This is a genomic window from Halomonas sp. H10-59, from assembly GCF_040070555.1.
GTDB classification, from domain to species: Bacteria; Pseudomonadota; Gammaproteobacteria; order Pseudomonadales; family Halomonadaceae; genus Halomonas; species Halomonas litopenaei.
The window spans coordinates 2,770,871-2,796,794 of record NZ_CP098828.1; the positions used below are offsets into that span (position 1 = coordinate 2,770,871).

The following is a 25,924-nucleotide window of genomic DNA, read 5'->3' on the forward strand; positions in this document are numbered from 1 at the left end:
CTCAGGCCTCCTGGCGAGCGGTGGTGGAATCAAACTGGCGCACATCGACGAAGTGGCCGGCGATGGCGGCAGCGGCGGCCATGGCAGGGCTGACCAGGTGGGTGCGACCACCGTAACCCTGACGCCCCTCGAAGTTGCGGTTGGAGGTGGAGGCGCAGTGCTCGCCGGCACCGAGCTTGTCGGCGTTCATCGCCAGACACATGGAGCAGCCGGGCTCACGCCACTCGAAGCCGGCCTCGATGAACACCTTGTGGAGCCCTTCCTCCTCGGCCTGACGCTTCACCAGACCGGAGCCCGGGACGACCATCGCCAGCTGGATGCTGTCGGCGACCTTGCGACCACGGGCCACCTTGGCCGCCTCACGCAGATCTTCGATGCGTGAGTTGGTGCAGGACCCGATGAACACCTTGTCGAGGCGGATATCGGTGATCTTCTGGCGCGGTGACAGCCCCATGTACTCAAGCGCCCGGGTGATGCCGGTGCGCGCGGTGTCGTCATCGGCCTCGGCGGGATCCGGGACCTCACCGCTGACACCGGTAACCATCTCGGGGCTGGTGCCCCAGCTGACCTGAGGCTCGATGGACGCAGCGTCCAGCGTCACCACCTTGTCGAACACGGCGTCCGCATCGGAGACCAGCTCGCGCCAGTCGGCCACGGCGGCGTCCCACTGCTCGCCGCTGGGAGCAAAGGGGCGCTCGGCCAGATACTCGATGGTGGTGTCGTCCACCGCGATCAGGCCGACCCGGGCTCCGGCCTCGATGGCCATGTTGCACACCGTCATGCGACCTTCCATCGACAGGCTCTCGATGGCGCTGCCGGCAAACTCGATGGCGTAGCCGGTGCCACCGGCGGTACCGATCTCGCCGATGATCGCCAGCACCACGTCCTTGGCGGTGACGCCCTCGCCCAGCTCGCCTTCGACGCGCACCTGCATGTTCTTCATCTTCTGCGCCAGCAGACACTGGGTGGCCAGCACGTGCTCGACCTCGGAGGTGCCGATGCCATGGGCCAAGGCGGCAAAGGCGCCGTGGGTAGCGGTATGGGAGTCACCACACACCACGGTCATGCCCGGCAGCGTCGCACCCTGCTCGGGGCCGACCACGTGGACGATGCCCTGGCGCGGGTCATTGATGCGAAACTCCTCGATACCGAAGGCCTCGCAGTTATCATCAAGCGTCTGCACCTGGATCAGTGATACCGGATCCTTGATCCCGCTGTTGCCCTCGGAACGTTCCTTCACGGTGGTCGGTACGTTGTGGTCCGGCGTCGCCAGGTTGGCGTCCAGCCGCCACGGCTTGCGCCCGGCCAGACGCAGACCTTCAAAGGCCTGGGGCGAGGTCACCTCGTGCAGCAGTTGACGATCGATATAGATCAGCGCGGTGCCATCGTCGCGCTCCTTGACCAGGTGCTGTCGCCACAACTTGTCGTAGAGTGTCTGGCCTGCCATGCGGTGTCTCCTCCGGGGGCTTGGCTCCAGGCGCCACGCTGGCGGTGGGCCTGTCGGTCGTTCTGAAGCCGCCCCTCTCGATTGATCGAAAACGGTCGTTTGCCGGTCCCGCGGGCCTTGCCCGGGGATGGGATAGGTCGAGTGTCGCGCCACTCGCCAATAAAATCAATTCATGTTATTTATTCAAACGATTCCCAAGTGGAATACATCATTACCCGGCAAATCGTCGCCACTTTCCCTCGTCATCCGCCCCGGGAGCACTGCCATGGATACCCAGAGCCTGCAGGCCTTTCTCGCAGTGGCCGACAGCGGCAGCTTCTCCCGCGCCGCAGAGCAGCTGCACCTCACCCAGCCGGCCGTCAGCAAGCGTATCGCCAGCCTGGAGGCGCTGACACGGGCCCGCCTGTTCGACCGTATCGGCCGCCGCGTCAGTCTGACCGAAGCCGGACGACTGCTGCTGCCGCGGGCACGCCAGATCCTGGTCATGGTCGACGACAGCCGCCGGGCCCTGAGCAACCTGAGCGACGAGGTCAGCGGCGAGTTGACCCTGGCCACCAGCCATCATATCGGACTGCACCGGCTGCCGCCGGTGCTGGGCAGCTACGTCAAGCGCTACCCGGAGGTGCGCCTCGACCTGCGCTTTCTCGACTCCGAGCAGGCCTACCAGGGCGTGCTGGACGGCGATATCGAGGTGGCCCTGGTGACCCTGTCGGCCCACCCCGACCCTCAGCTTCGCGCTACCAGAGTGTGGGTCGACGACATGACCTTCGTTGCCGCCCCGGAGCATCCGCTCGCCCGGGAGAGCCGCGTAACCCTGGCGACCCTGTGCGAGCATGACGCCCTGTTGCCGGGGCCACTGACCTTCACCCGCCAGCTGATCCTCGAGCGGCTGGCCAGGCACGGTCTGACGCCGCGGGTGGGACAGTCGACCAACTATCTGGAAACCCTCAAGATGATGGCCTCGGCCGGGCTTGGCTGGAGTCTGTTGCCCGACCCCATGGTCGAGCGGGACATCGCCAGCCAAAGACTGGTCCGGCTGGCCCTCGAGGAGCCTGCGATACAGCGCCCGCTCGGCTACCTGGTGCACCGCGACCGCACCCTGTCCAACGCCGCCCGCTCGCTGCTCGAATGCCTCGACCAGGAAGCCGTGGCAGACCCCGCCTCGCCTTGAGCGCACGACCACAGGGACGTCTGAATGACTCGCATGCCTCTCCCTCCACCGCGACACCGTCTGGCCGGCGCACTGACGTTGGCGGGCCTGCTGACGCAGATCGCGGGCCTGGGCCTCGACGGGCTGCCGAGCTGGAGCGTCAGCCTGCCCTTGTGGGCCGCCAGCCTGCTGATGTGGCCGGACATTCCCCGGCGCAATCAGTGGCAGGCCGGCGTGCTGGCGGTGCTGGGGCTTGCCTTTCTGGCGTTGGCGGTGGTGGGCTTCGACGCCACCCCCGACATCACCACCTTGCTCGATGGCAACGCCTTCGTGGTGGCCATGCTGGTAGGGGTGAGCTTTATCGCCTTGATCGGGCGCCCCTCGGAGGGGCCACCGAACAGCGAACCGGTGACCGGGCGCCGAGGTCTGGCCGGGACCTGGCTGGGGGTGCAGCTGCTCGGGGCCATCCTCAACCTGTCCGCGGTCTTCATGGTCGGCGATCGCCTGGAGCGCCGCGGTCGTCTGCTCGAGGTTCAACTACTGGGGCTCAACCGAGGGCTTTCCAGCGCCGCCATGTGGTCGCCGTTCTTCGCCGCCATGGGCGTGGCGGTCTCCCTGGCTCCATCGCTTGAATACACCACGGTGCTGGCCGCCGGACTGCCGCTGGCCTTTGCCGGCGGACTCTACAGCGTGTTCGAACTGTCACGCCGCTTCGACGTCAGCGAGGTCCCCGGCTTTTCACTGTCCCCCCGCAGTCTGCTGATGCCGGCCAGCGTGGCCGGACTGGTGATGGTGTTTCACTACGTCATCACACCGTCTCTGACCATCGTCAGCATCATCACCTTCCTGATGCCGACACTGGCGCTGGCCGCCAACCTGGCCAGGGGCGCTGCAGCGACCCGAGAACGCCTTATTCGCCACCTTCACTACCGACTGCCGGGCATGCGCGGCGAAATCACCCTGTTTCTGTGTGCGGGACTTCTGACCAAGGGACTCTCGATCCTGGTCGCCGCCGCCACCAACGGTGACTGGACGCTGTTTGCCGACTTTGGCGTGGGGCCTGCCATGCTGAGTTATGTGGCCATCGTTGCCAGCGCCATTGCCGGGTTGCACCCGATCATCGGCATCTCGGTGCTGGCCTCGATGCTGGATCTGGATGGCCCCCACCAGACCCTGTTCGGTTTCGTCGCCCTGGCATCCTGGGGCGTGGGCACCGCCGTCGGCCCGCTGTCGGGCATCAACCTGTCACTGCAGGGGCGCTACGGGATCAGTGGCTATCGCATGATGAAGCACAATCTACACTACGCTCTGGTCATGTCGGCGCTGGTGCTGGTGGCAATCGCCTGCCTGGCCCAGGCCGTCTCGGTCTGAGCCGCACGCCAGACGATAGCCACCTGATATTGCGCCGACGGCGCGGTCGGCAGACGTCAGCCGACACGCCCAAAGTAGCGATGGCCGCATTGATGGCAGGGCTCGATACGCTTGACCCCGTGCAGTTCGACCACGGCGTCGCAGTGCACGCAGGACATGCGTCCCGGCGCCGCCAGTTCGCCGGCGGTGTAGTCGGCACGGGAGGCCTCAAGGTCGTCCTCGAGCTGCTCGCGCTCGATCACGCTGCGATCGGCGATCGACAAAAGTGAGTCGACCACCTTGCGCGACAGGATGGTCAGGTCGATGCCGAGCCAGCTGGCCACGCCCTCGCCGCCGGCAGCCAGGTAGCGCCGCATGTCCTTGAGATCACGCTCGACCCAGGCCCTGAGCAGCGCCAGTTCGTCCTTGGTGTACTCCTCGAGCTCCGCCTCGAACTCCACGGCGTCATCGAGATCCTTCTGCAGGTTGTCCCAGGTGAGGTCCTCGGCCCCTTCCTTGAGCCGGGCCAGTACCCGCTCATAGCCGTCGCGCAGACGATGTTCGCCGGACGAAGAATGTTGATCACTCATGACGGTGTCCTCCTTGATGCAGACAAGGACCGCTCGGGGTAACCCGAACGGAACACTGGCGGCCCACCATAGCCGGACCCCGGGCTGCTGGGGTATCCTTGCGGGCATCATTGCCGCGCCGGTGACAGGGCCGCATCAACCTTGATTCTGCACAACCCTGCCGCCGGACGATACCCATACCCTGCGCGCCGCCTTGGGCGCGCCTTGATTGCAAGGTACTCGAAGACCGCGATGGACGCCCAGTACAAGCCCCACGAAATCGAACACGACGCCCAGCAGTTCTGGAATGAAAACCAGTGTTTCAAGGCGATCGAGGATCAGGATCGCGAGAAATTCTACTGCCTGTCGATGTTCCCCTACCCCAGCGGCAAGCTGCACATGGGGCATGTACGCAACTACACCATCGGCGACGTGGTCAGCCGCTTCCAGCGCATGCAGGGCAAGAACGTGATGCAGCCGATGGGCTGGGACGCTTTCGGCATGCCGGCGGAAAACGCCGCGATCAAGAACCAGGTACCGCCGGCCAAGTGGACCTACGAGAACATCGACTACATGCGTGCCCAGCTCAAGGCGCTGGGCTTTGCCTATGACTGGGATCGTGAGTTCGCCACCTGCGACAGCGACTATTACCGCTGGGAGCAGTGGTTCTTCACCAAGCTGGTGGAAAAAGGCCTGGTCTACAAGAAGATGTCCACCGTCAACTGGGACCCGGTGGATCAGACCGTACTGGCCAACGAGCAGGTCATCGACGGCTGTGGCTGGCGCTCCGGTGCGCCGGTGGAGCGCAAGGAAATCCCGCTGTGGTTCTTGAAGATCACCGACTACGCCGATGAGCTGCTGGCGGATCTGGACAAGGTCGAGTGGCCCGAGCAGGTCAAGACCATGCAGCGCAACTGGATCGGCAAGTCCAAGGGGGTCGAGCTGGCCTTCGACGTCGATGGCGACGAGCCGCTTAGAGTCTACACCACCCGCCCCGACACCCTGATGGGGGTGACCTACGTGGCGGTGGCCGCCGGCCACCCGCTGGCGATCAAGGCCGCCGAGGGCAAGCCCGAACTCGCCGCCTTCCTCGAGGAGTGCTCCCACGGCGGCACCTCGGAAGCCGAGCTTGCGACCATGGAAAAACGCGGCATGGCCACCGGCTTCGAGGCCATCCACCCGCTGACCGGCGACCGTGTGCCGGTATATGTCGCCAACTTCGTGCTGATGGAATACGGCACCGGTGCGGTGATGGCGGTGCCCGGCCACGATCAGCGTGACTGGGAGTTCGCCACCAAGTATGAACTCCCGATCCGCGCGGTGATCGCCGACGCCGATGGCCAGGCCCCGGACCTGTCCCAGGGCGCCTGGGTCGAGCACGGCAGCCTGATCAACTCCGGCGAGTTTGACGGCCTCGACTTCCAGGCGGCCTTCGACGCCATCGCCAGCCGCCTCGAGCGCGACGGCCACGGCGAGGTCAAGACCAACTACCGCCTGCGCGACTGGGGCGTGGCCCGCCAGCGCTACTGGGGCGCGCCGATTCCGGTCAAGTACGGCCCCGAGGGCCAGACCGTGCCGCTCACCGACGACGAGCTGCCGGTGGCGCTGCCGCTGGAGGTCACCGTGGACGCTTCCGGCTCGCCGCTCAAGAAGATGCCGGCGTTCAGCGATCTGGGCGATGGCTGGACCCGCGAGACCGACACCTTCGATACCTTCATGGAGTCCTCCTGGTACTACGCACGCTTCTGCTGCGCCGACAACCCGGAGGCCATGCTGGACGAGCGCGCCAACTACTGGCTGCCGGTGGATCTGTACATCGGTGGCATCGAGCACGCCATCCTCCACCTGCTCTACGCCCGCTTCTTCCACAAGCTGATGCGCGACTTCGGTCTGGTCGACTCCGACGAGCCGTTCCAGCGCCTGCTGACCCAGGGCATGGTGATCGCCGAGACCTTCTACCGCCCCGAGGCCAACGGCGGCAAGGAGTGGTTCAACCCCGCCGACGTCGAGGTCAAGCGTGACGACAAGGGACGCCCGCTCAGCGCCACCCTGATCAGCGATGGCCAGCCGGTGGAGATGGGCGGCATCGAGAAGATGTCGAAGTCCAAGAACAACGGCGTCGACCCCCAGGCCATGATCGATCGCTTCGGTGCCGACACCGTGCGCCTGTTCATGATGTTCGCCGCGCCCCCGGAGCAGTCACTGGAGTGGTCCGACTCCGGCGTCGAGGGCGCCCACCGCTTCCTCAAGCGGCTGTGGCGTCTGGTCGCGGAGCATCTGGAGGCCGGTACGCCGGCAGCGCTGGATGCCGCCGCCATCGCCTCGCTCGACGACGCCCAGCGCGAACTGCGCCGCAAGACCCACGAGACGATCAAGAAGGCCGGCGACGACATCGGCCGCCGCACCACCTTCAATACCGCGATCGCCGCGGTGATGGAGCTGACCAACGCAATCGCCAAGTTCGGCGATACCAGCCCTCAGGGCCTGGCGGTCAGCCGCGAGGCGATCGAGGCCTGCGTGCTGCTGCTGTCACCGATCACGCCCCACGCCTGCCACGCACTGTGGCGCTCACTGGGCCATGACGGCGCGGTCATCGATGCCACCTGGCCGGCGTTCGACGAAAGCGCCCTGGCGCGCGACAGCATCGAGCTGGTGGTGCAGGTCAACGGCAAGCTGCGCGCGCGCCTCGAGGTGCCCGCCGACGCCGACAAGGCCGCCGTCGAAGCGCTGGCACTGGCCAACGACAACGTCCAGCGCCATACCGACGGCAAGACCCTGCGCAAGGTGATCGTGGTGCCGGGCAAGCTGGTCAACATCGTCGCCAACTGACAGCTCGCGGCGGGCGTCTCACCCGCCGCTTCAGTCTGTCGGTGATACCAGGACATGATGCCGAAGGCTGTGCCTTCGGTTTTTCCCTCACGCTGGACAAGGAGTTCCCATGCAGCGTCGTCACTTCCTTGGTCTGACCCTGGCCTCCGGCGCCGCCCTGCTGCTCGCGGGCTGCGGCTTCCACCTGCGCGGCGTCGGCGGCGAGGTGCTGTCCCTGGACAGCCTGGCGCTCGACGGTGCCGACACCCCCTTCGCCGAGCAGTTGACCAAGCGTCTGGAAAGCCTCGGCACCCGCGTCGACGAGACGGCGTCGCTGCGTCTCAACCTGGGTGGCGAAGACGTCAGCATCCGTCAGGTCGGCGTGCTCGATACCGGCTCTCAGGACCAGCAACTGGTGCTGCGGATTCCCTACTCGATCCAGCGCGCAAGCGATGGCGCCTACCTGGCCGATCGCCAGGCGGTGGAGGTGCTCGAAGAGTTCTCGATCACCGACGACAACCTGCTGTCCCAGGATGAGCTACGCGCCGATGCCCTGGAAAACGCCCGCCGCGAGGCCGTACGCCAGATGATCGACCGACTGCGCGCCATCGAGGAAGTCTGATTCACCCATGAAGGTCTTTGCCGACAAGCTGCCGGACGCGCTTTCGAAGTCCGTGCCCCCTGTCATCATCGTCGCCGGTGATGAGCCTCTGCAGCACATGGAGGCCTGCGACCAGGTCCGGGCACGTGCGCGCGAGTCGGGCGTCGAGGAACGAGAGGTGCTCCACGTCGAGGCCAACTTCGCCTGGGGCCGCCTCACCGAGTCCGCGGCGAGCCTGTCGCTTTTCGCCTCGCGCAAGTTGATCGAGCTGCGTCTGGGCAGCGCCAAGCCGGGCCAGGAAGGCGGCAAGGCGCTCAAGGAGTACGCCGAACAGGCACAGGGCAGCGACAACATCCTGCTGGTCAGCTGCGCCAAGCTCGACGCCCGCGAGCAGAAGAGCGCCTGGTTCAAGGCGCTCGACAAGCTGGGGCTGTTCGTTCCGGTGTGGCCGGTCGACCCTTCCCGCCTGGGTTTCTGGCTGAGGGACCGCGCCCAGCGCCACGGTCTGTCGATGTCGCTGGACGCCGCCCGGCTGCTGGGTGAGCGCACCGAGGGCAACCTTCTGGCCGCCGACCAGGAACTGCAGAAGCTGGCCTTGATGCTCCCTCCCGGCGCCCAGGTATCCCCCCGTGACGTCGCCGGCGGGGTCGAGAACAGTGCCCGCTACGACGTCTTCACCCTGGTCGATGCCTGCCTGAAAGCCGAGCGCGAGCGCGTCCTACGTATCCTGGCGGGACTGGCCGCCGAGGGTACCGAGCCACCGATCATCCTGTGGGCCCTGACCCGCGAGATTCGCACCCTGCTGTCGCTGCATCAGCACCTGGACCAGGGCCAGAGCTTCGAGCACGCCTGCAAAGCCCAGAAGCCTCCGATCTTCGACCGTCGGCGCCCCGCCTACCAGGAAGCCATCCGTCGCCTGCCACTCAAGCGTCTGCACAAGCTTCTGATGTTCGCCCAACGCCTGGACCTGTCGATCAAGGGCGCAGCGGACCTGCCGCTGGAACAGGGCATTCAGGACCTGGCATTGACCCTCGCTGGTGGTCGTGGACTGCTGGCAGAAATGGCCTGGTCCTATCGCGTGGCGCCGTAGCCGACGATTCGTCTTCCTTGCTCTCACATGACGTGTCCTGGCGCCCCCCGTGACGCCAGGATGGGATAGGTCAGCCCGGCCAATGGGGGTATGACCCCGCACTGTGGGTACTCTGCGCATAGAATAGGGCAAGCACCTGCATCATTACCCCTTGGGCGCCCAGCGCGTCTGGTCGCCAGCGACCGCGAGTGCCCCCATCATGACCCGTGTCTTCCCGCTGGTTCTGGCCGCCGGCGTCACCTTGCTTTCGACCGCCAGCGCCCTGCTGTTGCTCGGCTACCTGAGCCAGGTGCGCCAGCCCATGGGCGTTGTCCGCGACGCCCTCATCATCGAAACGGCACGGTCTCAGGAAAATGTGGCGAGCATCGCTTCACTCAAGCAGTTTGCCGGCATCGACAACTCGCCCCGGGCTCACGAGCTCACGCAAGTGGCCGATACCCTCCAACACCGTCTGCGGACGCTGGCGGGCACCGCCACGCGACTGCCCGCCTCCCAGCGGGACAGCGTGGTCGGCTACCTGCAACGCGCCGAGCACTCGATCAACCTGATCGCTCCTTCGCCTCTCTCTGGCACCTCCGCAGACATCGACGGCACCTTGCCGGGGCTCGCCTCGACCATCGATGAGCTGGCCATCTATCTGATGGAGACCGAGTCGCACCAGCGCAAGCTCGACCGACGCCTGGCATTGGTGGCCACCGTACTGACGGCGCTGGTACTGATGGTCGGCATAGTGCTGTTCGTCGCCCTGCTGCGTCTGGAACGCCACAGCAACGCCCTGCACTATCTGGCGATGACCGACGACCTCACTCAGCTCTACAATCGTCGCCAGTGGCTCGACCAGGCCCCCCACCTGCTGGCCCTTCGGCGCCCAGCGGACAGCCCAGTGGCGCTGATGCTGCTGGATCTGGACAACTTCAAACGCATCAATGACGGCTACGGCCACCCCACCGGCGACAAGGTATTGAAGTCCTTCGGCGAGATGCTCAAGCGCGTGGCCAGGCGCAGTGATCTGGCGGCGCGTCTGGGGGGCGACGAGTTCGCCCTGCTGATGCCCCAGGCGGACGCCCGCAACGCCGAAACCGTCGGCGAACGAATTCGCCACGAAACCGAGCACTTCGACCTGACCCAGCCGGCGGCCGGCGCCAACCTTACGGTCAGTATCGGCATCGCCGTCTCAAGCCACGCCGATGACGACTTCTCCACCCTGTACCGACGAGCCGACCAGGCGCTCTACCAGGCCAAGCATCAAGGACGCAATTGCATCCGCCTGGGCTAGAGAAACCAACAACCTGCATGAAATTCCTGTACCACCTTCGTTATACTCCTGTTGTCGCCAACGCATCCGGCCGGCAGGATGCCACTGGATGCATGTCGCCATCACCAAGGATCGAACAATTCCCGACACCATCAACAAGGAAGCCCCCATGACTTCACGACTGCGCCGCTTGCTGTGTACTGTTCTGATGCTGTGCCTGACCCTGGGCGCCGCCAGCGCCGGGGCCGCCACCTCGGTCCCGCTGGCCTCGACCAACGACGTGCTGGCCTCCCAGCAGAGCCAGGACGCCCGAGAACGCATCCATCAGGTGCTGGCCCGCGATGACGTACGCCAGCAACTCGAACTCCAGGGCGTCGATCCCGGTGAGGTCGAGGACCGCGTAGCCGCCCTGTCCGACGCCGAAGCTCAGCAGATGGCCGACCAGCTCGACCAGATGCCCGCCGGCGCCAGCGTCATTGGCGTGCTGTTCGCGGTCTTCGTCATCCTGCTGGTCACCGACATCCTGGGTCTGACCGACGTCTACCCGTTCACCCGCTAAGGACATGCGCGTGATGCGCTCATTCGTCTCGAGCGCCCGCCTGGCGGGCGCTCTTTCGTTGGTGATGTGGCTCACGGCCTGTGCCAGCGCCCCCGAACTGGACCACAGCGTCACCGCTACGCTGCCCCAACGCCAGCTCCTCGAAGACGTCCCCTTTCACCCCCAGCGTGACTACCAGTGCGGCCCGGCCACACTGGCCATGGTGCTCAACCATGCAGGGGTCGAAGTCGGCGTCGATCAACTGATCCCCGAAATCTACGTGCCCAGCCGCAAGGGCAGCTTCCAGCCCGAGATGCTGGCCGCCAGTCGACGGCACGGGCGAATCCCGTTCACTCTGGCGCCGCGCTTCGCCTCGCTGCTCGAAGAGGTCGATGCCGGCCGCGCGGTGGTGGTACTGCAGAACCTGTCGCTGCCGGCCTTCCCGCTGTGGCACTTCGCGGTGGTCAACGGCTACGATCTCGAGAGCGAAGAGGTATTGCTGCGCACCGGCGTCACCCGTCAGGATGCCACCGATTTCGGGCGTTTCGACGCCACCTGGCAACGTTCCGAGCGCTGGGCCTTCGTGGCACTGACGCCAGGAGAGCTGCCGGTGACGATTGCACCGGAGGCGGCCATCCAGGCCACCTCGGACTTCGAACGGGTCCAGGGACCAGAGCAAAGCCTGCCGGCCTGGCAAGCCCTGGTCGATCGCTTTCCCGAGGAGGCCATGGGGCATTTCGCGCTGGCCAACGCCTACCATGCGGCGGGCCAGCCTGCCGCGGCCATCGACGCCTGGCGCAGCGCTGTCGCAAACGATCCGTCTCTGGCGCCGGCCTGGTTGAACCTGGGGCTCACCCTGGCGTCCCAAGGCGATGACAAAAGGGCTCGAGAAGCGCTCAGGCGTGCGGCTTCGCTTGACGGGCCCTGGCAGCAGGGCGCCAGGGAGGCGCTGAACGAACAGCAAGGAGGAGCTCGATGAGCTACGACATCGTGTTCAAGGGCGTCTACCAGGCGCCCGAGCCCGACGACGGCGCCAGAGTACTGGTCGACCGCCTGTGGCCCAGAGGACGCAGCCGCGAGTCCCTGGCGCTTACCGAGTGGTACCGGGAGGCCTCACCCAGCAATGCCCTGCGACGCCAGTATCAGCTCGAGGAGATCAGTTCCAGGGTCTTCGAGATTCGCTATCGCGGCGAGCTACGCGACCACCCCGACCGGCTGTATCCGCTGATGCGCCTGGCCCGGCGTGGCCGCTTGACGCTGGTGACCGCGGCGCGCGATGTCGACAGCACCCATCTGCCCGAGCTGCGCCAGCGCCTGCTCGAGGCACTGCACCAGGAAGATCAGGAAGACGCCCTGCCCTCCTCGCCGCCTTGCTTTGCCCACGAGAGCGGGCACTAGCGCTCAGGCACCGGATCGAGCAGGCGCCCCGATATCGGATATCGTAGAGCGTCGATCCCAGCGCTACCGAGGCTCCCACAGCAGGCGCCAATAGTCCGACCCCAGACAAAAAAGGTGCCCAAGGGCACCTTTCTTGTCGGTCGTGCTGGTCGGCTCAGAACACCCGGTTGAGGCCATTCTGGGCGGCCACCCGGTAGGCCTCGGCCATGGTCGGATAGTTGAAGGTGGTGTTGACGAAGTACTTCAGCGTATTCGCCTCCCCTTCCTGCTGCATGATCGCCTGGCCGATATGGACGATCTCCGAGGCCTGGTCGCCGAAGCAGTGGATGCCGTAGATCTCCAGGGTATCCTGATCGAACAGGATCTTGAGCATGCCGACGGTATCGCCGGTGATCTGGGCGCGGGCGGTGTCCTTGAAGAAGGCATGGCCGACCTCGTAAGGCACCTTGGCCTCGGTCAACTCGCGCTCGGTGCGACCGAAGGAGCTGATCTCGGGAATGGTGTAGATCCCGGTGGGCACCTCGGTGACGTAGCGGAATTCCCGGTCCAGCAGCTCGTCGCAGGCGTTCAGTCCCTGATCGTAGGCGGCGCTGGCGAGACTCGGCCAGCCGACCACGTCTCCGGCGGCGTAAATGTGGGGCAGCACCGTGCGATAGTGCTCGTCGACCTGCAGCTGCCCGCGGCCGTTGGCGGTGAGACCGATGTTCTCGAGGCCCAGCTGGTCGGTATTGCCGGTGCGGCCGTTGGCCCACAGGAAGGCGTCGGCGCGCAGCCGCTTGCCCGACTTCAGATGCACCGTGACGCCGTTTTCGTCGCCCTCGACGCGCTCGTACTCCTCGTTGTGGCGGATCAACACACCATGCTTGCGCAGATGGTAGGACAGCGCATCGCTGATCTCGTCATCGAGGAAGGACAAGAGGCTGCCGCGGTTGTTGATCAGATCCACCTTGAGTCCGAGCCCGGAGAAGATCGAGGCGTACTCACAGCCGATAACGCCGGCGCCGAAGATGATCAGGGTACGCGGGGTGTGCTGCAGACCAAGAATGGTATCGGAGCAGTAGATACGAGGGTGGCGAAAATCGATGTCCGCAGGACGGTAGGGCCGTGACCCCGTGGCGATGATCACCTTGTCCGCTACCAGCTCTTCCTGGTTTTCACCACTGCCCCTTACCATCAGGGTGTGTTCGTCCTTGAAGCGTGCGATCCCGTGATACAGGTCGATGCGATTGCGCGCGTAGAAGTTGGTGCGCATGGACACCTGCTGATCGATGGTCACCCGGGAGCGTTCACGCACCTTGGGGAACGAGAACCAGCGCGGCTCGCCGATATCCCGGAACATGCTGTTGGTGTTGAACGACATGATCTGGCGGACCTGATGACGCAGCGCCTTGGAAGGGATGGTGCCCCAGTGGGTGCAATTGCCGCCGACCCGCGCCTGCTTTTCGACCACCGCGACCCGCTTGCCATGCTTGGCCGCATTGATCGCTGCGCTCTCGCCGGCGGGCCCGGTGCCGATCACCACCACGTCATAGTTGTGGACTGCCATCGTGTCTTCCTTCTCCTGGAAACCGACCCGGATGTGAGATGCCGGGCACTGCTTATCATGAGGACGGCGCCTCGAGAGGCGCCGTCATGGTCAGGGGGCGTCGATGCTGCCGCTCAGCGACGAGTCGCGTCGTAGCCCAGGTCCAGTCCGCGATTCTCGTCGGATTGGCGACGCTGACTGGTGGCGCGCTTCTTCGATTCTTCCTCGCACACCTCATCCTTGCCGCCGCAGATCTCGCAGCCGTCCTTCAGGCCAAGCTGGTTGAGCCCGCCGCAGGAGCCGGCGATGGGCTTGCGGCCAAGAATGACACCGATCGCCATGGCGCCGATGATCAGCAGCATGGCACCGAAAACGATAAGGTAGATGGTCATGATGGACTCCTCGCTGGATGGGGCAGGATAGCTCTGGTCACTTTCTCGCGAACACCATCGCCTGCCTTTCTCCCATTGGACAGCGGTTGGACAAGAGATATCCCTGGGCGGAACAACGAATGGCCGTCGCCATACGCCCGAGGCGTTGAAGGTACCGACTCGACAAGGTCCCGTGTCCTCCCAGGAGAGTCCGCGGGGCATTCTCGAGTCGGCGCGACAATTATGCCAGAACTCCTCTCGCGGCAAAATCACAAGGCGCACAAACCAACGAGCCCCGCACGGGGCGGGGCTCGCAAGGTGCCCTTGGGCACACGGACAGGCGCGTGATCAGCCGCCGAAGTCATCCAGCATGATGTTCTCGGGCTCGACGCCGAGATCCAGCAGCATCTTGATGACGGAGGCGTTCATCATGGGCGGCCCGCACATGTAGTACTCGCAGTCCTCGGGAGCCGGATGGTCCTTGAGGTACATGTCGTAGAGCACGTTGTGGATGAACCCGGTCGGCCCTTCCCAGTTGTCTTCCGGCTGGGGGTCGGACAGTGCCAGGTGCCAGTCGAAGTTCTCATGCTCCTCGGCCAGCTTGTCGTACTCTTCGTTGTAGAAGGTCTCGCGCCAGGAGCGTGCGCCGTACCAGAAGGTCATCTTGCGCTCGCTGTTCAGACGCTTCAGCTGGTCGAAGATGTGGCTGCGCATCGGCGCCATGCCGGCACCACCACCGATGAAGACCATCTCGGCGTCGGTGTCCTTGGCGAAGAACTCACCGAAGGGCCCCATCACCGTGACCTTGTCACCCGGCTTCAGGCTGAAGACGTAGGTGGACATCAGGCCAGGCGGGTGGCTGGAGTTGGGCGGAGGCGTCGCGATCCGGATGTTGAACTTGAGAATACCCTTCTCTTCCGGATAGTTGGCCATGGAGTAGGCACGAATGACCTCTTCGGTGTTCTTGTGCGAGACGTCGAACAGACCGAATTTCTCCCAGTCGCCGCGGTACTCTTCCTCGATATCGAAGTCGGAGAACTTGATGTCGTAGGCCGGTGCCACCAGCTGCACATAGCCGCCGGCACGGAAGGCCACTTCCTCGCCTTCCGGCAGCTTCAGGTTCAGCTCCTTGATGAAGGTGGCGACGTTGGGGTTCTCGATGACCTCGCATTCCCACTTCTTGACGCCGAACACTTCCTCGGGGACCTGGATCTTCATGTCCTGCTTGACCGGTACCTGACAGGACAGACGCCAGCCGACCTTCTTCTCGCGCAGGGTGAAGTGGCTTTCCTCGGTGGGCAGGATCGAGCCGCCGCCCTCCTCGACCCGGCACTTGCACTGGGCGCAGGAGCCGCCGCCGCCACAGGCGGAGGACAGGAAGATGCCATTGGCCGCCAGGGTGTTGAGCAGCTTGCCGCCGGCCTGGGTGGTCAGGGTGTTCTCGGGATCGTCATTGATCTCGATGGTCACATCGCCCGAGCTCACGAGCTTGGAGCGGGCCGCCAGGATCACCGCCGTCAGACTGATGACGATGATGGTGAACATGACGACGCCGAGCACGATGACTGTTGTATCAACCATGTCGGTTTCCTATTGCTAGGGTTAGGGCCTGCACCGAGGGCCAGAGCCCCCGGTGCAGGGCACTCAGAGCTGGATGCCGGAGAAGGACATGAAGCCCAGGGACATCAGACCCACGGTGATGAAGGTGATGCCCAGTCCCTGCAGGGAAGCGGGCACATCGCTGTACTTCAGTTTCTCGCGGATACCGGCCAGGGCGGTGATCGCCAGCGCCCAGCCGACACCGGCGCCCAGGCCATAGACCACGGACTCACCGAAGTTGTAGCTGCGCTCGACCATGAACAGGGTGCCACCGAGGATGGCGCAGTTCACGGTGATCAGCGGCAGGAACACGCCGAGGGCGTTGTAGAGCGCCGGCACGAACTTGTCGAGGAACATCTCGAGGATCTGCACCAGTGCGGCGATGACGCCGATGTAGGACAGCAGACCCAGGAACGACAGGTCGATGTTCTCGGCGCCGGCGATGCCGGTCCAGGACAGCGCGCCTTCCGCCAGCAGATACTCGAGGATCAGGTTGTTCACCGGCACGGTGATGGTCAGTACCGCTACCACCGCGATGCCCAGACCGATGGCCGAGGATACCTTCTTGGACACGGCCATGAAGGTACACATGCCCAGGAAGAACGCCAGTGCCATGTTCTCCACGAACACCGAGGCAACGAAAAGGCTCAGATAGTGTTCCATGTTACACGGCCTCCTTCGGCTGGGTGTTTTCCTTCATCACGAACTCGTTGTCCTCGACCTGCTCCGGGTTGAGGCTGCGCAGCACCCAGATGATCAGACCGATGATGAAGAAGGCGGACGGCGGCAGCAGCAGCAGGCCGTTGGGCACGTACCAGCCACCGTTCTGCACGGTTTCCAGGATGGTCACGCCGAACAGGCTGCCGGAGCCGAACAGCTCGCGGAAGAAGCCGACGGTCATCAGGATGAAGCCGTAGCCCAGACCGTTGCCGACACCGTCGAGGAACGACAGCGTCGGGGTGTTGGTCATGGCAAAGCCTTCGGCGCGGCCCATCACGATGCAGTTGGTGATGATCAGACCGACGAATACCGACAGCTGCTTGGACATCTCATAGGCAAAGGCCTTGAGGATCTGGTCCACCACGATCACCAACGAGGCGATGATGGTCATCTGCACGATGATACGGATGGAGGACGGAATGTGATTGCGGATCAGCGAGACGAACATGCTCGAGAACGCCGTCACGAAGATCACGGCCAGACTCATGACCAGCGAGACGCTGAGGCTCGAGGTCACCGCCAGCGCCGAACAGATACCGAGGATCTGCAGGGCGATGGGGTTGTTCTTGAAGATCGGCGTCAGGATGACGCCCTTGGGAGTCGGTGCAGACATCGTCAGGCTCCTTCGCTGTCGTCAGAGGGGCTGGCGTCGGCGCTAGCCTGGCTGTCCACGCCATCGCGGAAGCGCGCCAGGTAGTGACCGAAGCCTTCCTCGCTCAGCCAGAATTGCACCAGCTTGGTCACGCCGCGGCTGGTCAGAGACGCGCCGGACAGGGCGTCGACCTCGGTGGACTCGCTGGCACCACCCTTCACCAGCTGGATGGCCGGCTCCATGGTGTCGCTCGAGGCGTAGATTTCCTTGCCTTCCCACTGCGCCTTCCAGCGCGGGTTGTCGACCTCGCCACCCAGGCCAGGTGTCTCGGCGTGGGAATAGAAGGTGATCCCGCCGATGGTGTTGCCGTCACCCTGCACAGACAGGTAGCCGCGCATCAGGCCCCACAGGCCCTGGCCACGAATCGGCAGCACGATCTGCTCGGGGTTGTTCTCGTCACCGACCAGATAGATGGTGGAGAACTGCTCCTGACGGCCGAGACCGGCGATATCCTTCTCCCCGGACAGGGTGCGCGACTGGGCCGGATCCTTGGCGGCCTGGAAGCCGTCATAGGTCTCGGGATCGACCTCATCGGTGTACTCCCCGGTGTCGAGATCGACGACCTTGGCGGTCACCGCCTGGGAGAACTCCTTGCCGACGTCCATGCCCGGTTCGTACAGGTCGGCCACGGCCAGGATGTTGGACTTGCGGTCCAGCTCCTGGTTGCGCTCCTGGCGCGCCTTGAGTCCCACCGCCGCCGTCGACACGATGATCGAGCAGACGATACACAGGGAGAAGGCGACCGTCAGGATCTTCTTGATGGAGTTGTTACCTTGTGCCATCAGGCGGTCTCCTCGGCCACGACAGCGGTGCGCTTGGCGCGACGCTTGATGTTGGCCTGAACAAAGAAGTGATCGATGAGCGGCGCGAACAGGTTGGCGAACAGGATCGCCAGCATGATGCCCTCGGGGAAGGCCGGGTTGACCACACGGATCAGAACCGTCATCACACCGATCAGGGCGCCGAAGATGAAGCGACCCGGGTTGGTCATGGACGCCGATACGGGATCGGTGGCCATGAACACCATGCCGAAGGCGAAGCCACCCACCACCAGGTGCCAGTACCAGGGCATGGCGAACATGGCGTTGGTGTCGGAGCCGATCAGGTTGAGAATGGAGCTCATCGCTACCATGCCGAGGAACACGCCGGCAACGATCCGCCACGAGGCGATCTTCATGCCGATCAGCACCACCGCCCCGATCAGGATGGCAAGCGTCGAGGTCTCACCCACGGAGCCGGGAATGAAGCCAAGGAAGGCGTCCCACCAGCTGTACTGGTCCTGCAGTGCGGCCATACCGCTCTGGTAGGCGGTAGACAGCGGCGTCGCGCCGGTGAAGCCGTCGGCGGCGACCCATACGGCATCACCGGAGATCTGCGCCGGATAGGCGAAGTACAGGAAGGCACGACCGGTCAGCGCCGGGTTGAGGAAGTTCTTGCCGGTACCACCGAAGATTTCCTTGCCGATCACCACACCGAAGGTGATGCCGAGCGCCACCTGCCACAGCGGGATGGTAGCCGGCAGGATCAGGGCGTAGAGCACGGAGGTGACGAAGAAGCCTTCGTTGACCTCGTGGCCGCGCTTGATCGCGAACAGCACTTCCCAGAAGCCACCAATGACGAAGGTCACCAGGTAGATCGGGAGGAAGTAGGTAGCGCCCAGCACGAAGTTGGACCACAGGCTGCCGGCATCGTGGCCACCGGCGAAGGTCAGCAGGATCATCTCGCGCCAGCCGCCCATGGAGTCGTAACCCGCGGCGATGGCCTCGTTGGCCTGCCAGCCAGCGTTCCACATGCCGAAGAACATGGCCGGGAAGGTGCAGAACCACACCGTGATCATCATGCGCTTGAGGTCGATGCCGTCACGCACGTGAGCCGTGGTCTTGGTCACGCTGGGAGGCGCATAGAAGATAGTGTCCACCGCCTCGTACAGCGGATAGAACTTCTCGTACTTGCCACCCTTGTGAAAGTGCGGCTCGAGATTGTCGAGTGTCTGTCGAATACCCATCATCAGGCCTCTTTCTCGATCATGGTGAGGTTGTCACGCAGGATGGGACCGTACTCATACTTGCCCGGGCACACATAGGTGCACAGCGCCAGGTCTTCTTCATCCAGCTCGAGGCAGCCGAGCTCCATCGCCGACTCGATGTCGCCGACGATCAGCGAACGCAAGAGCTGCGTGGGCATGATGTCCAGCGGCATCACCTTTTCATACGCACCCACCGGCACCATGGCGCGCTCGGAGCCATTGGTCGAGGTGGTCGGCGCATAGTTGCGCAGGCCCTTCAGGCTCGACAGGTAGATACCCAGTACCGAGTGACGATTGGCACCCGGCGACAACCAGCCCATGAAGGCACGCTTGTTGCCCTCTTCCAGCAGGGTGATCTGGTTGTGGAAGCGGCCCAGGTAGCGCAGGCTGCCTTCGGCGGTGAAGCCGGAGAACACGCCTCCGCTGATGACGCGGGTGTCATCGGCAGACTTGATCTCGTGATCCAGCAGCTCGTCAGTGCTGGCACCCACACGGGTACGCACCAGACGCGGACGCTCGGCACGCGGGCCGCCCACGGCGACCACTCGGCTCAGGTCCAGCTTGCCTTCACTGAACAGCTTGCCGAAGGCGATCACGTCCTGATAGCCGATGTGCCAGACGCGACGCTGCAGCGACACCGGGGACAGGAAGTGAATGTGGGTACCGACCAGGCCCGCAGGATGGGGGCCGGCGAAGCTCTCGTGGTGGACGCCCTTGACCTTGGTGCCCGGAATCTGGGCATCGGTGGCGGTGCACAAGAACACCTTGCCCTCGGTCAGTCGTCCCAGCACCTTGAGGCCGTCCTCGAACGCCTCGGCCTGCTCGTTGATGACCAGCGACGGATCGGCGGCCAGCGGCTGGGTGTCGATGGCGGTGACGAAGATGTCGGTGGGTACGGCGTCGGGCGCCGGGGTACGCGAGAACGGGCGAGTGCGCAGCGCGGTCCACAGACCGGACTCCACCAGTTGGTCGACCACGGTCTGACGTTCGAGGGACTCGAGCGCATCGCGGCCATGAGCCGTGAAGGACTCGGCCTCGGCGCTGTCGTCGACCTCGATCACCACCGACAGGAGCCTGCGCTTTTCCCCGCGATTGATCGCCACTACTTCACCCGAGGCCGGCGAGGTAAAGCGCACGCCCTCGATCTTCTTGTCGGTGAACAGTAATTGGCCCAGCTTGACCTTGTCCCCCTCCTTGACCTCCATGGTCGGCTTCATGCCGATATAGTCGGTCCCCAGGAGCGCCACGTGGCGCACCGGTCGCGCATCCTCGATACGCTGCTCCGGCGCTCCCGTGATGGGGAGATCCAGGCCTTTCTTGACTTCGATCATAGACTCGCCCAGTTGATGGATCGTAGATAATGGACGGAGGTTCGGTGGAAATGAGAGGAATTCTTGTTATAAGCCACGCATCACCAGTCACGCCGAGGCGACATCGAACCACCCCGAAAAATCCCCAGCATTATAAAGACAAGCCAGTGGATTGACCACATGATCGAACGTCGCAGAACTGCGTGATTCTGCAAAACCGCTTCCATCCCAAACAGAAAAACCCCTTGCCAAACAAGGTTGGCAAGGGGTATTCGAACTACCTCAACGCGAGACTCTCGCCCCGCTCGGCACGGACTAGGCGTGACGCGGCAGCTTACAGAAGGCCACGTTGGAGATCTGCTGCAGGATACGAATCACCTGGCAGCTGTAGCCGAACTCGTTGTCGTACCACACATAGACCACCGCGTGGCGGCCCTGGGCGATGGTCGCCTTGGCGTCGACGATGCCGGCGTGACGGTTGCCGACGAAGTCGGTGGAGACCACCTCCGGCGAGTCGACGAAGTCGATCTGCTTCTGGAAGGCCGAGTCGATGGACATGCGGCGCAGGTAGTCGTTGAGCGACTCGGCGTCGGTCTCGCGCTCGAGCGACAGGTTGAGGATCGCCATCGACACATTGGGCGTCGGCACGCGGATGGCGTTGCCGGTCAGCTTGCCACCCAGCTCCGGCAGTGCCTTGGAAACCGCCTTGGCGGCACCGGTCTCGGTCAGCACCATGTTCAGCGGTGCGCTGCGTCCGCGACGGTCACCCTTGTGGTAGTTGTCGATCAGGTTCTGATCGTTGGTGTAGGAGTGAACGGTCTCGACGTGGCCATGCTCGATGCCGTATTCGTCGTTCATCACCTTCAATACCGGCACGATGGCGTTGGTGGTGCAGGACGCCGCGGAGATGATGCGATCATCCTGGGTGATGTCGCCATGATTGATGCCATAGACGATGTTTTTCAGGTCGCCCTTGCCCGGGGCGGTCAGCAGCGCCTTGGACACGCCCTTGCACTCCAGGTGCTGACCGAGGCCAGCCTCGTCGCGCCAGATACCGGTGTTGTCGACCACCACGGCGTTGTTGATGCCGTAGGCGGTGTAGTCGACATCGCTCGGCGAATCGGCGTAGATGACCTGGATCACGTTGCCGTTGGCGGTCAGGGTGCGGGTCTCCGGGCACACGCTGATGGTGCCGTCGAAGGGACCGTGAACGCTGTCACGACGCAGCAGGCTGGCGCGCTTTTCCAGATCCTTGGCGATATCGCCACGACCGCGCACCACGATGGCCTTGAGGCGCAGCAGGTTGCCGCCACCGGCCTTCTCGATCAGCACGCGGGCCAGGATCCGGCCGATCCGGCCGAAGCCGTAGAGCACAACGTCCTTGGGCTCGCCATTGCCGGCGTCAGGATCGTGACAGTCGACGATCTCGGCCAGCTGCTCGCGCATGAACGCCAGCGCATCGCCACCGCCCTGCTTCTTGAATGCCACACCCAGCTTGCCCACATCGACGTGAGCCGGCCCCAGATTCAGCTGGGTCATCGCCTGCACCAGCGGGAAGGTATCCTGCACCGACAACTCGGTACCTTCGATCTTCCTGACGAAACGATGGTCCTTGAGGATGCGGATGACGCTGCGGTTGAACAGCGAACGTCCGAACATGGTGGTGACCACGTTATTGCGACGATACAGGCTGCCGATCAGCGGGATCATCTGCTCGGCCACGGCCTGGTTGTCGTGCCATTGCTGGAAGACGATATCGGGTTGCTGGCTCACGAGAGACCTCTAAGTCTGATGGGGAAACGAGCGTATTATCAGCCCCCCCCTTGAAAGGGGCAATGACTGTATGGTCGCACCTCCTGTAGGCCCGTTACACAAATCGCGGTTTGACTACATGAGCGAGATCGGGCTGGTATGATGCCTGCTCGACCTCTGAACGCCAGCGAAACGACATCCTCTATGCCTACCTTTTCGCCGCTCGATCCGCCGCATCCCCAGGGCGCCCGTGACACCCTGTACCTCACCACGCCCGCCGGCAGCGCCAGCGCCCTGGCGCTTTCGCGCCTGGCTGCCGACGCGCCACTGCTGGTGATTACCCAGGATACCGCCGAAGCACTGAGGCTCGAGAACGAACTGGCCTTCTATGCCGACGTGCCGGTACTGCCCTTCCCCGACTGGGAGACGCTGCCCTACGACAGCTTTTCGCCCCATCAGGACATCGTCTCGTCGCGGCTGCGCACCCTCCGGCATCTGCAGGATGGTGTGCACGGCATCGTGCTGGTACCGATCAATACCCTGATGCAGCGTCTGCCGCCCGTGGACTATATCGCCGGACGGGTGCTGACCCTGGAGGTCGGCGCCACCCTGCAACGGGAGACCTTCCGCGAACAGCTGTCACGGGCGGGCTACCGGGCGGTGGAGACCGTCTTCGAGCCGGGTGAATACGCCCTGCGTGGCGCCCTGATCGATCTCTTTCCCATGGGCAGCGACCATCCGCTTCGCATCGACCTGTTCGACGACGAGATCGACACCCTCAGGAGCTTCGACCCCGACACCCAGCGCAGCCTCGACAAGGTCGAGCGGATCGACCTGCTGCCGGCGCACGAGTATTCGCTGTCACGCTCGGCCATCGCCTGCTTTCGTGAAGGCTTCGAGACCCTGTTCGACGTCGACCCACGCCAGTGCCCGCTTTATGTCGATGCGCTGAAGGGCATCCCCTCACCCGGACTCGAGCAGTATCTGCCGTTGTTCTTCGAGGCCACCGCTTCACTGTTCGACCATCTTCCCGCGGATACCCGCGTCGCCCTGATGTCCGGCTGCCGCGAAGCCGCCGAGCACCACTGGCAGGCGATCACCAGCCGCTACGAAAATCTCGGCGTCGATCCGACCCGCCCCCTGCTGCCGCCCCACCGTGCCTTCATCCCGGAAGCGGAACTGTTCGGGCTGATCAAGACCCACCCCAGGGTCGAGCTGACGGCAGACAGCGAGCATCCCCACGCCCATCCCTCGGATGCCAGCGACGCCCCCCAGGTGGCGATCAATGCCAGGGCAAAGGATCCGCTGGCGGCGCTCAGAGGCTTTCTGAACGAGCACGCAGAGCGCCGGGTGCTGTTCGTGGCCGAGTCCCGTGGGCGTCGGGAAGCGCTGGAGGAGACCCTGGCCCCCGCTACCGGTGCACTGGACGCCGCGGACGGATTTTCCGACTTCCTCGCCGGCAGCTCTCGCCTGGCCATCGCCGAGGGGCAGCTCTCCAGCGGCCTGTCGCTCGGCTCCCCCGCGGTCAGTGTGATCACCGAGACGGAACTGTTCGGCGAGATCGTGCGCCAGACCCGCCGCCAGGCCAAGGCCACCGACGACAACGAACTCGCCGTACGCCATCTTTCCGAACTCAAGGTCGGCGCCCCGGTGGTCCACCAGTCCCACGGCGTCGGCCGCTACCGCGGGCTGGAAACGCTGGAAGCCGGCGGCCAGGCGGCCGAATTCGTCAGCCTCGAGTACGCCGACGGCGCCAAGCTCTACGTGCCGGTGGACAGCCTGCACCTTATTTCCCGCTACGCCGGTGCCGACGATGAACTGGCACCGCTGCATCGACTGGGCTCGGAACAGTGGGAAAAGGCCAAGCGCAAGGCCGCCGAGAAGATCCGCGATACCGCCGCCGAGCTGCTCGACATCTATGCCCGCCGCGAGGCCCGGGAAGGCTTCGCCTGTGCCGCCCCGGATGAAGAGTACGCTCGCTTCGTCGCCAACTTCCCGTTCGAGGAGACGCCGGATCAGCGGGTCACCATCCAGGCGGTGATCCAGGACATGACCGCACCGCGCCCGATGGACCGTGTCGTCTGCGGCGACGTCGGCTTCGGCAAGACCGAGGTCGCCATGCGTGCCGCCTTTCTTGCGGTACAGTCCGGGCGCCAGGTGGTGGTGCTGGTGCCGACCACCCTGCTCGCCCGCCAGCATTTCGAGAACTTCCGCGACCGCTTCGCCGATACCGCAGTGGATATCGAGCTGTTGTCCCGCTTCACCAGCAGCGGTAGCCAGACAGACACCCTCAAGCGCGTTCGCGAAGGCAAGGTCGATATCGTCATCGGCACCCACAAGCTGTTGTCTCGGAAACTCGACTTCCCCGAGCTGGGGCTGGTCATCATCGATGAAGAGCATCGCTTCGGCGTGTCCCAGAAGGAAAGACTCAAGACCCTGCGTGCCGAGGTCGACGTACTGACCATGACCGCCACACCGATCCCGCGCACGCTCAACATGGCCATGAGCGGTATCCGCGACCTGTCGATCATCGCCACCCCACCGGCCAGACGCCTGTCGGTGAAGACCTTCGTCCAGCAGCGCGAAGAAGCCGTGATAAAGGAGGCGATCCTGCGCGAGATCCTGCGTGGCGGCCAGGTCTACTACCTGCACAACGAGGTCAAGACCATCGAGAGCGCCGCCGAGAAGGTCCGCGAACTGGTGCCCGACGCCCGCGTCGCGGTGGCCCATGGGCAGCTGCCCGAGCGCTCGCTGGAACGGGTGATGTCCGACTTCTATCACAAGCGCTTCAACGTGCTGGTGTGCTCGACCATCATCGAGACCGGCATCGACGTGCCCAGCGCCAACACCATCATCATCGAGCGTGCCGACAAGTTCGGACTGGCCCAGCTCCACCAGCTGCGCGGCCGGGTAGGCCGCAGCCACCACCAGGCCTACGCCTACCTGCTGGCGCCGCCGCCTCGCTCGATCACCCGAGATGCGGTCAAGCGCCTCGAGGCGATCGGCCAGGCCGAGGACCTGGGCGCTGGTTTCACCCTGGCCAGCCACGACATGGAAATCCGCGGCGCCGGCGAACTGCTGGGCGACGAACAGAGCGGCCAGATGGAAGCGGTGGGCTACAGCCTCTATATGGAGATGCTCGACCGGGCGGTGAAGGCCATCCGTGAAGGCCGCACTCCGAATATCGAGGCGCCGCTGCAGGAAGGCGTCGAGATCAGCCTCAACCTGCCGGCGCTGATTCCCGACGACTATCTCCCCGATGTCCAGCAGCGTCTGGTGATGTACAAGCGCATCGCCAACGCCGACAACGAGGCCGAGCTCAAGGAACTGCGCGTGGAGATGATCGATCGCTTCGGGCTGCTGCCCGCCCCGGTCAAGACGCTGCTGCGCCAGACCCGCCTCAGGCAGCGTGCCGAAAGGCTCGGTATCGTGCGCCTGGAAGCGGGCGCCGAGCGCGGGCGCGTCCTGTTCGGCGGCCAGACCGCGGTGGATCCACTGACGCTGGTGGGGCTGATCCAGGGGGCGCCGGAACGCTATCGACTGGAGGGCGCCGACACCCTGCGCTTCCAGGCCGACATGGCCGTCGAGGAGACCCGCTTCGAGGCCGTCGAGGCGCTGCTGGACCAACTCAATCGAAAGACTCAGGCGGCCTGAGCCATCCCTTGCAAGGGACTGGCGCAACGCCGCATTAGCGGGCAATCTATGTACATAGGACACCGCAAATTCCGGCCGGGTGATCCCCGGCTTTCACCCATTATCGAGA

The 25,924-nt window shown here is 64.5% G+C and carries 21 protein-coding genes; 10 read left to right on the top strand and 11 right to left on the bottom strand.

Annotation, left to right across the window (positions count from 1 at the left end):
• Window position 1: 1 nt before the first annotated feature.
• The gene (gene leuC, locus NFG57_RS12130; RefSeq protein ID WP_045992651.1) at window positions 2-1,447 is read right to left on the bottom strand and encodes a 3-isopropylmalate dehydratase large subunit; all 1,446 of its coding nucleotides are present in this window, start codon (window positions 1,445-1,447) and stop codon (window positions 2-4) included.
• Window positions 1,448-1,712: 265 nt separating this feature from the next.
• Here leuC and NFG57_RS12135 point away from each other — a divergent pair, with 265 nt between their 5' ends.
• Window positions 1,713-2,618 carry a LysR family transcriptional regulator gene (locus NFG57_RS12135; RefSeq protein WP_348814416.1) on the top strand — a complete coding sequence of 302 codons (906 nt, stop codon included), beginning with the start codon at window positions 1,713-1,715 and terminating at the stop codon, window positions 2,616-2,618.
• Window positions 2,619-2,651: 33 nt separating this feature from the next.
• Window positions 2,652-3,968: a hypothetical protein gene (locus NFG57_RS12140; RefSeq protein WP_348816180.1), complete on the top strand. Its 1,317-nt coding sequence runs from the start codon at window positions 2,652-2,654 to the stop codon at window positions 3,966-3,968.
• Window positions 3,969-4,024: 56 nt separating this feature from the next.
• On the opposite strand, the gene NFG57_RS12145 is transcribed toward NFG57_RS12140, so the two are convergent.
• The gene (locus NFG57_RS12145) at window positions 4,025-4,537 is read right to left on the bottom strand and encodes a zinc ribbon-containing protein (RefSeq protein WP_045992653.1); all 513 of its coding nucleotides are present in this window, start codon (window positions 4,535-4,537) and stop codon (window positions 4,025-4,027) included.
• 231 nt (window positions 4,538-4,768) lie between these two features.
• Between NFG57_RS12145 and leuS the strand changes: the two genes are divergently transcribed.
• From leuS to NFG57_RS12180, 7 genes are all read left to right on the top strand, one after another.
• A complete protein-coding gene (gene leuS, locus NFG57_RS12150) occupies window positions 4,769-7,345 on the top strand; it encodes a leucine--tRNA ligase (RefSeq protein WP_348814417.1) in 2,577 nt (858 codons plus the stop codon).
• A gap of 109 nt (window positions 7,346-7,454) precedes the next feature.
• A complete protein-coding gene (lptE, locus tag NFG57_RS12155; protein ID WP_124803682.1) occupies window positions 7,455-7,946 on the top strand; it encodes an LPS assembly lipoprotein LptE in 492 nt (163 codons plus the stop codon).
• A gap of 7 nt (window positions 7,947-7,953) precedes the next feature.
• Complete coding sequence (gene holA, locus NFG57_RS12160; protein ID WP_045992656.1) at window positions 7,954-9,015, top strand: DNA polymerase III subunit delta; 1,062 nt, start codon at window positions 7,954-7,956, stop codon at window positions 9,013-9,015.
• 199 nt (window positions 9,016-9,214) lie between these two features.
• Window positions 9,215-10,291: a GGDEF domain-containing protein gene (locus NFG57_RS12165; protein ID WP_348814418.1), complete on the top strand. Its 1,077-nt coding sequence runs from the start codon at window positions 9,215-9,217 to the stop codon at window positions 10,289-10,291.
• A 148-nt stretch (window positions 10,292-10,439) separates the two neighbouring features.
• Entirely contained in the window at window positions 10,440-10,829 is a 390-nt protein-coding gene (locus tag NFG57_RS12170) for a PA2779 family protein (RefSeq protein ID WP_045992681.1), read from the top strand.
• Between the two features lie 13 nt (window positions 10,830-10,842).
• A complete protein-coding gene (locus tag NFG57_RS12175; RefSeq protein ID WP_348814419.1) occupies window positions 10,843-11,787 on the top strand; it encodes a PA2778 family cysteine peptidase in 945 nt (314 codons plus the stop codon).
• The gene (locus NFG57_RS12180) at window positions 11,784-12,206 is read left to right on the top strand and encodes a DUF488 family protein (RefSeq protein ID WP_108132829.1); all 423 of its coding nucleotides are present in this window, start codon (window positions 11,784-11,786) and stop codon (window positions 12,204-12,206) included. Before NFG57_RS12175 ends, NFG57_RS12180 begins: the two co-directional genes overlap by 4 nt.
• A gap of 154 nt (window positions 12,207-12,360) precedes the next feature.
• Here NFG57_RS12180 and sthA read toward each other — a convergent pair whose 3' ends face one another.
• From sthA to NFG57_RS12225, 9 genes are all read right to left on the bottom strand, one after another.
• Window positions 12,361-13,752 (bottom strand): Si-specific NAD(P)(+) transhydrogenase, encoded by a 1,392-nt coding sequence (gene sthA / locus NFG57_RS12185; protein WP_348814420.1) that lies wholly within the window; start codon window positions 13,750-13,752, stop codon window positions 12,361-12,363.
• Window positions 13,753-13,865: 113 nt separating this feature from the next.
• Entirely contained in the window at window positions 13,866-14,123 is a 258-nt protein-coding gene (nqrM, locus tag NFG57_RS12190) for a (Na+)-NQR maturation NqrM (protein WP_045992660.1), read from the bottom strand.
• Between the two features lie 327 nt (window positions 14,124-14,450).
• Complete coding sequence (nqrF, locus tag NFG57_RS12195) at window positions 14,451-15,683, bottom strand: NADH:ubiquinone reductase (Na(+)-transporting) subunit F (protein ID WP_045992661.1); 1,233 nt, start codon at window positions 15,681-15,683, stop codon at window positions 14,451-14,453.
• Window positions 15,684-15,746: 63 nt separating this feature from the next.
• The gene (gene nqrE, locus NFG57_RS12200; RefSeq protein WP_045992662.1) at window positions 15,747-16,364 is read right to left on the bottom strand and encodes an NADH:ubiquinone reductase (Na(+)-transporting) subunit E; all 618 of its coding nucleotides are present in this window, start codon (window positions 16,362-16,364) and stop codon (window positions 15,747-15,749) included.
• Window position 16,365: 1 nt separating this feature from the next.
• A complete protein-coding gene (locus tag NFG57_RS12205) occupies window positions 16,366-17,034 on the bottom strand; it encodes an NADH:ubiquinone reductase (Na(+)-transporting) subunit D (RefSeq protein WP_045992663.1) in 669 nt (222 codons plus the stop codon).
• 2 nt (window positions 17,035-17,036) lie between these two features.
• Window positions 17,037-17,855 carry a Na(+)-translocating NADH-quinone reductase subunit C gene (locus NFG57_RS12210; protein WP_108132830.1) on the bottom strand — a complete coding sequence of 273 codons (819 nt, stop codon included), beginning with the start codon at window positions 17,853-17,855 and terminating at the stop codon, window positions 17,037-17,039.
• Complete coding sequence (locus NFG57_RS12215; protein ID WP_045992665.1) at window positions 17,855-19,081, bottom strand: NADH:ubiquinone reductase (Na(+)-transporting) subunit B; 1,227 nt, start codon at window positions 19,079-19,081, stop codon at window positions 17,855-17,857. Before NFG57_RS12215 ends, NFG57_RS12210 begins: the two co-directional genes overlap by 1 nt.
• Complete coding sequence (locus NFG57_RS12220) at window positions 19,081-20,430, bottom strand: Na(+)-translocating NADH-quinone reductase subunit A (RefSeq protein WP_108132831.1); 1,350 nt, start codon at window positions 20,428-20,430, stop codon at window positions 19,081-19,083. Before NFG57_RS12220 ends, NFG57_RS12215 begins: the two co-directional genes overlap by 1 nt.
• Before the next feature lie 294 nt (window positions 20,431-20,724).
• The gene (locus tag NFG57_RS12225) at window positions 20,725-22,182 is read right to left on the bottom strand and encodes a glyceraldehyde-3-phosphate dehydrogenase (protein ID WP_045992667.1); all 1,458 of its coding nucleotides are present in this window, start codon (window positions 22,180-22,182) and stop codon (window positions 20,725-20,727) included.
• A gap of 183 nt (window positions 22,183-22,365) precedes the next feature.
• Here NFG57_RS12225 and mfd point away from each other — a divergent pair, with 183 nt between their 5' ends.
• On the top strand, window positions 22,366-25,815 hold the full coding sequence (mfd, locus tag NFG57_RS12230; protein ID WP_124803688.1) for a transcription-repair coupling factor: 3,450 nt from the start codon (window positions 22,366-22,368) through the stop codon (window positions 25,813-25,815).
• The last annotated feature ends 109 nt before the right edge of the window (window positions 25,816-25,924 follow it).